Raw genomic sequence first — 12038 nt, forward strand, 5'->3', positions numbered from 1 at the left:
TGGGGGCACCGGTCTGCCCTCCCGGCCCGGGCTCCCGTACCCTAGTCAAAATTGACCAGGTCGGGCCCGGTCCGGGCTCCGCGGGAGGTGGTGCGGCGCATGTCGGCGATCCGGATGCTGGTGCTGGGCGCGGTGCGCCAGCACGGGCGGGCCCACGGCTACCAGGTCCGCAACGACCTGGAGTTCTGGGGCGCCCACGAGTGGTCCAGCGCCAAGCCCGGCTCGATCTACCACGCGCTCAGACAACTGGCGCGGCAAGGACTTCTGGTCGCCCACGAGACGGCGCCGTCCACGGCGGGCGGCCCGCCGCGCACCGAGTACTCCATGACCGAGGAGGGCGAGGCGGAATTCTTCCGCCTGCTGCGCGCCGCACTCACCGGCTACGACCAGAAGCCCGACCTGCTCTACGCCGCCCTCGGCTTCCTCGTCGACCTGGAGCGCGCCGAGGCGGTCACGCTGCTCCGGGAGCGGCTGCGCTCCATCGAGGAGTGGCGCCGCTCGGTGACGGAGTACTGGACGCCCGAGGCCGGAGCCGAGTCGATCGGCCACATCGGCGAGATCATGAACCTCTGGGTGCACTCCGCCGACACCGGTGCCGAATGGACCCGCGGCCTGATCGCGCGCATCGAGGCAGGGGCGTACACCTTCGCCGGAGAGGGCGAGCCGTTCCGCGGCATCCTCGCCGAGGGCGAGCCCAACCCGTACGCGACCGAGGGCAATCCGTACCGGGAGGGGGCGCCGCCCGCCGCGCGCCCCGAGTGAGCGGCGGCGGGGCGGCAGGCGACGGCCGGCGGGGTCTCACGCGCCACCGGTGAGCCCGCCCTCCTTGAGCGCCCGGGTCACCCGGACGACCCGCTCGGCCTGCACCTTGGTGGCCTGGAGGGTCTGGTCGCCGACCGGCAGGTCACCCTGGCCGGAGACGTGCGAGGTGCCGTACGGGTTGCCGTCGACGAACTTCGAGGGGTCGGTGTAGCCGGGGGTGACGAGGATGCCGCCGAAGTGGTGGACGGTGTTGTAGAGCGCCAGCAGGGTCGACTCCTGGCCGCCGTGGGCGGTGCTGCTGGCGGTGAAGCCGCTGTAGACCTTGTCGGCGAGCCGGCCCTCGGCCCAGAGGCCGCCGAGGGTGTCGATGAACTGCTTGAGCTGGGCGGAGACGTTGCCGTACCGGGTCGGCGAGCCGAAGATCACCGCGTCGGCCCAGACCATGTCGTCCGGCTCTGCCTCGGGCAGGTCCTTGGTCGCGTCGGCGTTGGCCGCCCACGCCGGGTTGGAGTCGATCGCGGCCTGCGGCGCCAGCTCCCGCACCTTCCGCAGCCGCACATGGGCGCCCGCCTCGGTGGCGGCGGTCGCCATGGCGTCGGCGATGCGGGCGATGGTGCCGGTGGAGGAGTAGTAGATGACGGCCACGTTGACGGTGCCGGGCATGAGGGCTCCTTTTGCGGTGGGGTGGTGTGGGGGCTGGGCTGGGCTGGGTGTAGGTCGGGCGGAGGGAGGGAGGGGCGGGGAGGGGGAGGGGCCCCCAAAGGAAGCCCCGCGACGCGTACCGGACCACGATAAGCGGGTAAACCCGGCATAGCGCCTCCCTGTTCGCCTGGTCGCGCCGAGCGCCCCCGGCCCGTGCCGCTCCGCCTGCCCGCCGCCTTGCACCTCACGCGACGTGAGGAGGCACGCTTTCAGCAGCGGCCGCCACTCGGTGTCCGCACAGGGCTCGGCTCGCACAGGGCCCGGTGTCCGCACGGGACCCGGTGTCCGCACGGACCCCGGTGTCCGCACGGACCCCGGTGGCTGCACACGGCCAGTCGTCCGGACGCCACCCAGCAGCTCCCACCCAGCACCGGCGCCCACCCAGCACCCAGCACCGGCGCCCACCCAGCACCCACCGCCCACCCGCCCCCCGCACGCACCACGAACCGACCGAAACGAGAGGAGACCCCATGGACTACACCGTCGGGCAGGTGGCCGCCGTCGCGGGGGTGACCGTGCGCACCCTGCACCACTACGACGCCATCGGCCTGCTCTCGCCCTCGGGCCGGAGTGCCGCGGGCCACCGCCGCTACGGCGACGGGGACCTCGACAGGCTCCAGCGCATCCTCTTCCACCGGGCGCTCGGCTTCGCCCTGGACGAGATCGCCGCGCTGCTCGACGACCCCGACGCCGACCCCCGCGCCCACCTGCGGCGCCAGCACGCCCTGCTCACCGACCGCATCGAGACCCTGCGGCGGATGGCTGACGCCGTCGCCGCCGCCATGGAGGCAGCACAGATGGGCATCAACCTCACTCCCGAGGAGAAGTTCGAGGTCTTCGAGGGGTACGACCCCGACCAGTACGCCGACGAGGCCCAGCAGCGCTGGGGCCACACCGACGCCTACCGCGCGTCGCAGCGCCGGACGGCCTCGTACACCAAGGCCGACTGGCAGCGGCTCAAGGACGAGTTCGACGCCCTGCACGCCCGCGTCGCGGAGCTGTTGGCGCGCGGGGTGCCCGCCGACGCCCCGGAGGCGATGGACGCCGCCGAGGAGCACCGCCGGTTCATCGACAGCGCCCACTACCCGTGCGACGCCCGGATGCACACCTGCCTGGCCGACATGTACGTGGCAGACCCACGCTTCACCGCCACGTACGAGGCGATCCGCCCCGGGCTCGCCCAGTACCTGCACGACGCGATCCACGCCAACGCCCGCCGTACGGAGTAAAGCAACGGTAAGGGCGCGGCACGGGCGAGGGGCGGGGCGTTGGTAGTTTGGTCGGCTGTACCGTCCCGCCCCGCCCACCCCAGGAGTCCGGAACAGTGAATACGCTTGCGCTCGGCCCGAGCTGGCTGGACCCGGACTACCTGCTCAACCAGTTCGGCATCTACGGCCTGCTGCTCATCGTCTTCGCCGAGTCGGGCCTGCTCATCGGCTTCTTCCTGCCCGGTGACTCGCTGCTCTTCACCACCGGGCTGCTGATCACCACCAGCCAGCTGAAGTTCCCGCTCTGGCTCGCCATCGTGCTGATCTGCGTCGCCGCGATCGTCGGCGACCAGGCCGGCTACCTCTTCGGCAAGAAGGTCGGGCCCGCGCTCTTCAAGCGGCCCGACTCACGCCTGTTCAAGCAGGAGAACGTCACCAAGGCCAGCGAGTTCTTCGAGAAGCACGGCCCGAAGTCGCTGGTCCTGGCCCGCTTCGTGCCGATCGTGCGCACCTTCACGCCGATCATCGCGGGCGTCAGCTCCATGCGGTACCGCTCCTTCATCACCTTCAACATCATCGGCGGCATCCTCTGGGGCGCCGGGGTGACGCTGCTCGGCGCCTGGCTCGGCCGGATCGCGTTCGTCCGCGAGAACATCGAGGCGATGCTGATCCTGATCGTGCTCGTCTCGGTCGTGCCGATCATCATCGAGTTCGTCAAGGCGCGCGGCGAGAGCAGGCGCGCCGCCGCGGCCGGTCCGGGCGCGGGCCCGACCCCGCCCCCCGCCCCGCCCCAGCGCGGCCGTCACGCCAAGCGCTGACCGGCCCGACCGCAAGCGAAAGGGGGCGCCCCCCAGGCCCGGGGGGCGCCCCCTTTCGCACACCGGACTCCGGGCGTACCGGATTCCGGCCTCGTCCCTGTCCGGGATCAGAAACCGCGGGTCCGCTTGGCCGCGCGGCGGGTGGCCGCCTCGGGGCCGCCGGGCACCCGCAGGAAGAGCCGGGCGGTCTCGCCACCGAGGTTCACCCCGATGGCGATGGCCAGGGCCAGCGCGATGGCGGTGCTCAGTGAGGCGAGGCCGGTGTTGACGTCGCCCTGGACGATGCCGAGCAGCCCGTAGTACGTCGCCGAACCGGGCAGCAGCGGGCCGATCGCCGCCGTCACGTACGGCAGCGCCGAGGCGAACTGGATGCGCGAGAGCAGCTGGCCGAAGAGGCCGACGAGGCCGGCGGCGACCGCGGTCGAGGCGACCGGGGAGATGTTCCCGGCGAAGTGCATCGCGCCGTAGACCGACCAGGCGACGCCGCCGTTGAGCGTCACCAGCAGCACCGTCGAGCGCTCCTGCTGGAGCAGGACGGCGAAGGCCAGGGTCAGCGCCATCGCCGCGATGATCTGGATGGGCGGCCGCTCCACCGACAGCAGCGCCTCCCGGGGCTGGAGCTCCGCGCCGAGCTGCACGCCCACGTACAGCATCACCAGGACGCCGACCACGATGCCGATGAAGAGGTACATGACCTCCAGGAGGCGGGCGGCGGCGGTGATGTAGTAGCCGGTCAGGCCGTCCTGCACGCCCGCGACCAGCGCCCGTCCGGGGAGCAGCGCGAAGAGGCCACCGGTGATGACGGCGGAGGCGCGTACCTCCACGTGGGCGAGCTGGAGGGCGATCCCTATCGCGGCGGGCGGCATGGCGGCCACCGCGAACTGGTAGAACTCCGGCAGCCCGCGCCCGGCGAAGATCCACGCCATCCGGTCACCGGCGATGGCGCCGAGCGCCGCCGCCACGAAGACCACGAGGCCGCCGCCGACCAGCATCGAGGCGCCACCGGCCAGCAGCCCGGCGGCCAGCGTCAGCGCCCAGGTGTCGAAGGGGTGCCGGTTCCTGCGGATCTCCGCCAGCCGCCGGTACGCCTCCTCCAGCGACACCTCGGTGTCGTCCGAGCTGATGTCGTCCACCAGCCCGAAGACCGCCGCCAGCCGCGTGTAGTCCGTCCCGCGCCGGCGCACCGTCCGGGAGGCCGTCAGCGGGTCGTCGACCAGCGAGGGCTGGTACGAGATGGAGAGCAGGGTGAAGGTGACGTTCGGCTCGCAGCGGTCCAGGCCGTAGCTCCGGCTGACCGCGAACATCGCCGCCTCGACGTCCTCGGCTCCCTCGCCCCCGGCCAGCAGCAGCTCGCCGATACGGAGCGTCAGGTCGAGTACGCGCGGGACGGCCGGGCCGGCGTCGTCGGTCTTCTGGGTGAGGTCGGGCGCCGGGCGCTCGGCGACGGGCAGCCGGATCATCGCCCGCATCCGGTCCTGCCAGGGACTGTTCTTGGCCAGCCGCACCATCGGTATGCCCTGCGCGGGCGTGAAGGCGGGGGGCGCGCTGCGCGCGTCGTAGGTGGCGGGCGGGGTGAACGCCGAACGCTCGGCGTCCTCACCGGCCGGCGGCGCCGCCAGCCCCTCGGGGAGGGCGAACTCGGAGGTGATCTGCGACTCGTTCTCGGGGGACTGCGACTGCGGAACCCCCTGGGGAGGGGTGAAGGCGCTGCGTGCCTCGTCCGACTGCGGCTTGCGGTCGTCCGCGTCCTCCGTCACCTGCTCCGCCTCGCTCCTCGCGTCCTGCCCGGACGGCCTGCCGCGCCTGCCCGCGGTCTGTCCGTGATGCCCAGTATGCGCACCGTGAGGCGGCGCGCACCCACGGCCCTCCTACCTTGGCCCGCCGCCGCGAAACCCGCGACCGCGCAGGCCCGCCGCACACGGCGACGGGCGGCGCCCTCCCGGGAAGGAGCGCGCCGCCCGTCGCTCGACGGGCCACGTACGCGGCCCGCAGGCGGTCTCAGTGACCGGCTTCCTTGGCCCGCTGGTACGAGCGCTCGATCTCGGCCTCGGCCTCGGCGCGGCCGACCCAGTCGGCGCCCTCGACGGACTTGCCGGGCTCCAGGTCCTTGTAGACCTCGAAGAAGTGCTGGATCTCCAGGCGGTCGAACTCCGAGACGTCCTGGATGTCCTTGAGGTGGTCCACCCGGGGGTCGCCTGCGGGGACGCAGAGCAGCTTGTCGTCGCCGCCGGCCTCGTCGGTCATGCGGAACATGCCGATGACGCGGCAGGAGATGAGGCAGCCGGGGAAGGTCGGGTCGTCCAGCAGGACCAGCGCGTCCAGCGGGTCGCCGTCCTCGCCGAGGGTGTCCTCGACGAAGCCGTAGTCGGCCGGGTAGCTGGTCGAGGTGAAGAGGCGACGGTCCAGGCGGATCCGGCCGGTCTCGTGGTCGACCTCGTACTTGTTCCGCGAACCCTTCGGAATCTCGATCGTGACGTCGAACTCCACCGGTGGCTCCTCCATGCTCATACAACGAGTGATCTGCGGTCCTCCCCCGGGCAGACGGGCTGCCATGCTCGCGGCAAGACGCAGTGGTTAAGTGTCCCTCACGCAGGTGTGTGATCGCGAAAGGGGCTGGTGCGGGGTGTCCGGGCGCGGTGGGTGGCGGCTCAAGACCTGGCAGTTCACGGCGGCAGCCGCCGTGTCCGGCCTGACCCTGGCGAGCGCGGCAGCGGCCGCCGCCGGTCCCTGGGACTCCGGCGGTCAGCGTACGGCCGAGAGCAGCCGCGCCGCGCTCGCCCCGGGCGCGGGTGACGGGGATCACCGTACGGAGGCGGGCAGTCCGCTCCCGGCGGGCTCCGCCCCGGTCGCCTCCGAGGCCGCCGCGGTCCTCACCCCGCTGGAGGCGGGCGCCCTGGAGCCGCGCACCGGGAAGGGCGCCCGCGAGGCCGCGGCCGGGCAGGCCCCGGCGCCCACCGCCGCCGCCCTCAAGTTCGCCCTGGAGCCGCTGCTCAAGGCCAAGGGACTCGGCCCCGGCGCCACCGCCTCCGTCGTCGACGCCGCCACCGGCAAGGAGGTCTACGGGCGCGGGGCGAAGACCGCCAGGGTCCCCGCCTCCACCGTCAAGATCGCCACCGGCACCGCCGCCCTCAGCGTCCTCGGCCCCGACCACCGCATACGCACCACCGTCGTCGCCGAACCCGCCCCCGGTTACGAGGACGGGGCCCCGCCCGAGCAGATCGTCCTGGTCGGCGGCGGCGACCCGACCCTCACCGCCCGCGCCGACGCCCAGGGCAACGCCTCCCTGCGCACCCTCGCCCGGCACACCGCCGACACCCTGAAGCAGCGCGGGGCGCGCACCATCCGGCTCGCCTACGACACCTCCGCGTACAGCGGCTCCACCCAGCACCCCATCGGCCCCAACGAGAACCTCGCCCCCGTCACCGCCCTGATGGCCGACGAGGGCCGCCTCGACTCCTCCACCTCCGGGCCCGCCCCGCGCTCCACCCGGCCCGCCCAGGACGCCGCCGAGGCCTTCGCCCGCTTCCTCGCCGACCGGGGTGTGAAGGTCGAGGGCGCCGTCCGCGCGGCCACCGCCACCGACCAGGCCGAGGAACTGGCCGACGTCCGCTCGGCCCCCCTCTCCGCCCTGGTCGAGCGGATGCTGACCCACTCCGACAACGACATCGCCGAGGCCCTGGCCCGGCAGACCGCCCTCGCCGCGGGCGCCAAGGCCGACTTCGCCGGCGCCGAACGCGAGACCCGCCGCGCCCTCGGCCGCCTCGGCCTGCCCCTCGACGGCGCCCGCTTCGCCGACGGCAGCGGCCTCGACCGTGCCGACCGCGTCACCGCCCGCCTCCTCACCTCCCTCCTCGCCCGCGCCGCCCACACCGACCACCCCGAACTCCGCCCGGTCCTCACGGGCCTGCCCGTCGCCGGCTTCAGCGGCACCCTCGCGGGGCGCTACACCAGCCCCGACGCCGCCGCGGGCACCGGCGTCGTCCGCGCCAAGACCGGCACCCTCACCGGCGTCAACACCCTCGCCGGCACCGTCGTCTCCAGCGACGGCCGCCTCCTTGCCTTCTCCTTCCTGGCCTCCGCCACCACCGACCCCACCACCGCCCAGTCGACCCTCGACCACCTCGCCTCCACCCTGGCCCGCTGCGGCTGCTGACCCGCCTCCCGGCTCGGGGCCATTCCACCGCTTCCGGGTGCCCCCCACTGGCCTGCCCTGACCGCCCGCAATCGCCGGGCGGGCTTCGGCCCTGGCCTCGACGCCGGCTGGGCCGGGATCTGGCTGAGCTTCGCTCCGACCTGCCGATCGTGACCGTCTCGGTCACAGACGGCCTCAAACGCCGGCCGGGCTATGAGGGTCGCGGTTCGTTCGCCGTGTGGGTCGGGCGGGGCCGCACCGGGGTACCTCCTCACAAACTGCATGGTGCGGGGTCAGTCGCTTCAAGACGGCCGAGCACGGCAGTTTGCTGCGGGGGCACCCCGGCACGTCCCCGCCCTTCCGTCTCGTCGGCGTCGTCCCGCCGGTGGGAGAGGAAAAGACAAGGCCGTCCTTCATTGATCTGTGTGACGAGCTGAAGCGACGACAGTGGTCACTGTGGCGGAGCGAGCAATCGGAGACGGCCTCGTCCCCCCTCCGGCGGTCTGCCGCGTACGAGACCGTGGGGTGGGGTCGTGGCGGGGTGCCCCCGCAGCAAACTGCACACACGGCCGTCTTGAAGCGACTGACCCCGCACCCTGCAGTTTGTGAGGAGGTACCCCGGCGCGGCCCCGCCCCACCCCCGTGCCGGAGGAACCGCGAACCTGACAGCCCGGCCGGCGTTTGAGGCCAGTCAGTGACCGGCACGGTCGAGACGGAGCCCAGCAACCCACAGCCCGGCCGGCGCGGGAGGCCACCAGTGACCCGCAGGGTCGAGACCCGGCACGTCGAACCAGAGCCCGGCCAATCCCAGGCCCGGGGCCCGCGAGGCCGTCGGTGACCGGCACGGCCGCGGGCGGCGGGCCGACGCGACGGAGCCCAGCCACCCCAGGACCCTGTTCCACCGGGGGCCGCCAGGCCCCCTGAGCACGTACGGTTGACCCATGACGAGCATCGGTGGTGTGGAGATGGTCGACTGGAAGCTGGCCGTCACGACGGCAAGCAGGCTGGCCCGCCCGGGCCCGGAGATCACCCGCGAGGAGGCCCGCGAGGTCGTCGCGGAACTGCGCGCCCACGCGGTGGCGGCCGAGGAGCACGTGCGCGCGTTCACGGGCATGGCCACGGCGGCGGGACACGACACCCCGGTGCTGGTGGTGGACCGCCCGGGCTGGATCGAGGCCAACGTGGCCGGCTTCCGCTCGCTGCTGAAGCCGCTGATGACGAAGATGCGCGCCCGCCGGGGCAACGGCCCGGGCGGCATGATCGCGGGCGCGGTCGGCGGCAAGGTCACCGGTGTGGAGCTGGGCGTGCTGCTGTCGTTCCTGTCCTCACGGGTGCTGGGCCAGTACGAGACGTTCGCCCCGGCCACCCGCGACCTCCCCGGCGCCCCGGACGGCGGCGGCCGCCTGCTCCTGGTGGCGCCCAACATCGTCCACGTCGAGCGGGAGCTGGGCGTGGACCCGCATGACTTCCGGCTCTGGGTCTGCCTCCACGAGGAGACGCACCGGACCCAGTTCACCGCCGTCCCCTGGCTCCGGGACCACCTGGAGGCCGAGATCCAGGCGTTCCTGGCGGAGACCGACGTCGACGCCGGCACGCTCCTGGAACGCCTCTCGGACGCCGTCCAGACGTTCACGGGCGGCCGCCGCGGGGAGACCGCGGAGCCCAGTGCCACCGGCACCGGCACCGCCACCGGCCCGGAGACCGAACCCGGCGCGCGCCCCGGCGCGCACGCCCCGGAGCAGGAGACCGAAGGCCGCAGCCTGGTCGACCTCGTCCAGACCCCTGCCCAGCGCGAGATCCTGGCCCGGGTCACGGCCGTCATGTCCCTGCTGGAGGGCCACGCCGACTACGTGATGGACGGCGTCGGCCCGCGGATCGTGCCCTCGGTCGTGGAGATCCGCGAGAAGTTCCAGCGCCGCCGCGCCGCCGGCGCCAACCGCCTGGACCAGATCCTGCGCAGGCTGCTGGGCCTGGACGCCAAGCTCCGCCAGTACCGCGACGGCGAGCGGTTCGTCCGCGCGGTGGTCGACGAGGTCGGCATGGAGGGCTTCAACCGGGTCTGGACCTCGCCCAACACCCTCCCCACGGCCGCCGAGATCACCCACCCCGCCGAGTGGATCGCCCGGGTCCACCGCGGCCCCGAAGCATGACCCGGCGCGGGGGCGTGGCAGGCGTACGCCCCCGTAATCACCCGTCCGAGGGACCGTGAGGTGGCTCACGGGCGTGCGATGCTCAGGGAATGCCCGGCTTCTGTCACCATCTACGCACGCTGAGTGACGGCAGCTGAGCCCCCGCCCCCGAAAACTTCATGAAGGGAACCGGACATGGGTCCCCATCCAGCGGTCGCGGCGATACGCCTCGCGGTCCGCCGCGTCCTGAACGACCTCCTCGCCGAACACCCCCACCCCCTGACCGGGCAGCCGGTCCGCCCGCCCCGTGCCGAGCTGCTCGAACGGGTCGGCCGCGCCACCCGCGCCGGCCGTGCCCGCCAGATCCGCGCCCGCGCCGCCTCCGGCGCCCCCGCCCAGGTCCCCGCGCCCGGTGAGGCCCCGGGCGCCGCCCCGCCCGCCGAGGGCCCGCTCGTGCTGGTCGCCTGCTCCGGCGGCGCCGACTCGATGGCGCTCGCCTCCGCCCTCGCCTTCGAAGCCCCCCGCCTCGGCATCCGGGCCGGCGGCATCACCGTCGACCACGGCCTCCAGTACGGCTCCGACGACCGCGCCGCCGACGTCGTGGCCCGGCTCACCGCGCTCGGCCTCGACCCGGTCGAGTCGGCCGCCGTCCGCGTGGCCGCCGCCTCCGACCGGACCGCGCACGGGGCCCCCTACGCCGGCGGTGCCCGCCGGGTCGGTCCCGAGGCCGCCGCCAGGGACGCCCGGTACGCCGCCCTCGACGAGGCCGCCGAGCGGCTCGGCGCCGCCGCCGTCCTGCTCGGCCACACCCGCGACGACCAGGCCGAGACCGTCCTGCTGGGGCTCGCCCGTGGTTCCGGCATCCGCTCGCTCTCCGGCATGGCCGCCGTCTCCGGCGACTCGGGCCGCTACCGCAGGCCCTTCCTCCAGCTGGACCGGCAGACCGCCCGCACGGCCTGTCTCGCCCAGTCCCTGCCCGTCTGGGACGACCCGCACAACACCGACCCCGCCTACACCCGCTCCCGGCTGCGCCACGAGGGGCTCCCCGCGCTGGAGAAGGCGCTCGGCAAGGGCGTGGTCGAGGCCCTGGCCCGTACCGCCCAGCTCTCCCGGGACGACGCGGACGCGCTGGACGCCTGGGCCGCCCGCGAGGAGGCCGCCGTCCGCGACGAGACGGGCGAGCTGGACTGCGGCCGGCTGTACGCGCTGCCCGCCGCCGTACGCCGCCGCATCCTGCGCCGGGCGCTGGTCGCGGCCGGTGCTCCGGGGGGCTCCCTGTTCGCCCGGCACGTCGAGGAGGTCGACCGGCTCATCACCGGCTGGCGGGGGCAGCGGGCCATCAACCTGCCGGGCAAGGTGGAGGCCCGGCGGCAGGGTGGCAGACTTGTCCTCCGGCAAGGCTGACGCCGACCGCAGGGTTCGGACGCCGGCTCGGACGACGGCCGTCGGCCCGGGGAGTGAAGACCCCGGGGCCGCGGCCGACGACGAAAGTGATGTGCGGGTGGACGCGAAAGACATGGGCTCCGACCTCCAGTCGGTGCTGCTGACCAAGGAAGAGATCGACGCCAAGCTGGTGGAGCTGGCGGAGCAGATCGACCAGGAGTACGCGGGCAAGGACCTGCTCATCGTCGGTGTCCTCAAGGGCGCCGTCATGGTCATGGCCGACCTGGCCCGGACGCTCTCCACCCCCGTCACCATGGACTGGATGGCGGTCTCCTCGTACGGCGCGGGCACCCAGTCCTCCGGCGTGGTCCGCATCCTCAAGGACCTGGACACCGACATCCAGGGCAAGCACGTCCTGATCGTCGAGGACATCATCGACTCCGGCCTGACCCTGTCCTGGCTGATCTCCAACCTCGGTTCGCGCGGCCCGGCCTCCCTGAAGGTCTGCACCCTGCTGCGCAAGCCCGAGGCGGCCAAGGTCGCCATCGACGTCGAGTGGGTCGGCTTCGACATCCCCAACGAGTTCGTCGTCGGCTACGGCCTGGACTTCGCCGAGAAGTACCGCAACCTGCCCTTCGTCGGCACCCTCGCCCCGCACGTCTACGGCGGCTGAGCGCGGGGAACCCTCGCACACCGCGCGCCGTTGGAGAGGGGAAGACGGTTTCCGGCCCGTCCCCTGCGGTCGCGGGTGACAATGCTGGGGTACCGTCCGAAGAACAATCGTCAGAACTGTTCTACGGCGCACGGCTCCTGGACCCGCGGATCACCGCGCTCCCGGGAGTGTCGGGCGCGGGCACGTGACCGAGCCGCAGAGCACTCCCTAGTACAGCCTTTATCAATCTCG

The 12038-nt window shown here is 73.5% G+C and carries 10 protein-coding genes; 7 read left to right on the forward strand and 3 right to left on the reverse strand.

The genetic code is table 11. The annotated features are described in order from the left end of the window. Positions 1 to 99 precede the first annotated feature (99 nt). Positions 100 to 762, forward strand: coding sequence for a PadR family transcriptional regulator (locus OIM89_RS17065; protein WP_030700098.1), 663 nt, complete (start codon positions 100 to 102; stop codon positions 760 to 762). A gap of 36 nt (positions 763 to 798) precedes the next feature. Here the strand turns inward: OIM89_RS17065 and wrbA are convergent, their stop codons facing one another. Further along, positions 799 to 1425: an NAD(P)H:quinone oxidoreductase gene (wrbA, locus tag OIM89_RS17070; RefSeq protein ID WP_030700099.1), complete on the reverse strand. Its 627-nt coding sequence runs from the start codon at positions 1423 to 1425 to the stop codon at positions 799 to 801. 509 nt (positions 1426 to 1934) lie between these two features. On the opposite strand from wrbA, the gene OIM89_RS17075 reads away from it, so the two are divergent. Beyond that, positions 1935 to 2693, forward strand: coding sequence for a MerR family transcriptional regulator (locus tag OIM89_RS17075; RefSeq protein WP_030699162.1), 759 nt, complete (start codon positions 1935 to 1937; stop codon positions 2691 to 2693). 95 nt (positions 2694 to 2788) lie between these two features. After that, the gene (locus OIM89_RS17080; RefSeq protein ID WP_030699161.1) at positions 2789 to 3490 is read left to right on the forward strand and encodes a DedA family protein; all 702 of its coding nucleotides are present in this window, start codon (positions 2789 to 2791) and stop codon (positions 3488 to 3490) included. Between the two features lie 107 nt (positions 3491 to 3597). Here the strand turns inward: OIM89_RS17080 and OIM89_RS17085 are convergent, their stop codons facing one another. Together OIM89_RS17085 and OIM89_RS17090 are read right to left on the reverse strand one after the other, a co-directional pair. After that, positions 3598 to 5247 carry a threonine/serine ThrE exporter family protein gene (locus OIM89_RS17085; protein WP_030699160.1) on the reverse strand — a complete coding sequence of 550 codons (1650 nt, stop codon included), beginning with the start codon at positions 5245 to 5247 and terminating at the stop codon, positions 3598 to 3600. 241 nt (positions 5248 to 5488) lie between these two features. Beyond that, positions 5489 to 5977, reverse strand: coding sequence for an inorganic diphosphatase (locus tag OIM89_RS17090; RefSeq protein WP_003948948.1), 489 nt, complete (start codon positions 5975 to 5977; stop codon positions 5489 to 5491). 136 nt (positions 5978 to 6113) lie between these two features. Between OIM89_RS17090 and dacB the strand changes: the two genes are divergently transcribed. The 4 genes from dacB to hpt all read left to right on the forward strand — a co-directional run bounded on the left by dacB (position 6114) and on the right by hpt (position 11807). After that, on the forward strand, positions 6114 to 7643 hold the full coding sequence (gene dacB / locus OIM89_RS17095) for a D-alanyl-D-alanine carboxypeptidase/D-alanyl-D-alanine-endopeptidase (RefSeq protein WP_030699159.1): 1530 nt from the start codon (positions 6114 to 6116) through the stop codon (positions 7641 to 7643). 920 nt (positions 7644 to 8563) lie between these two features. Then, on the forward strand, positions 8564 to 9772 hold the full coding sequence (locus OIM89_RS17100) for a zinc-dependent metalloprotease (protein WP_264491401.1): 1209 nt from the start codon (positions 8564 to 8566) through the stop codon (positions 9770 to 9772). 174 nt (positions 9773 to 9946) lie between these two features. Continuing rightward, on the forward strand, positions 9947 to 11155 hold the full coding sequence (gene tilS / locus OIM89_RS17105; RefSeq protein WP_030699157.1) for a tRNA lysidine(34) synthetase TilS: 1209 nt from the start codon (positions 9947 to 9949) through the stop codon (positions 11153 to 11155). 97 nt (positions 11156 to 11252) lie between these two features. Then, positions 11253 to 11807, forward strand: coding sequence for a hypoxanthine phosphoribosyltransferase (hpt, locus tag OIM89_RS17110; RefSeq protein WP_015507657.1), 555 nt, complete (start codon positions 11253 to 11255; stop codon positions 11805 to 11807). Positions 11808 to 12038 lie beyond the last annotated feature (231 nt).

The organism is Streptomyces sp. BI87, from assembly GCF_025957665.1.
Taxonomy (GTDB): Bacteria; Actinomycetota; Actinomycetes; order Streptomycetales; family Streptomycetaceae; genus Streptomyces; species Streptomyces albidoflavus.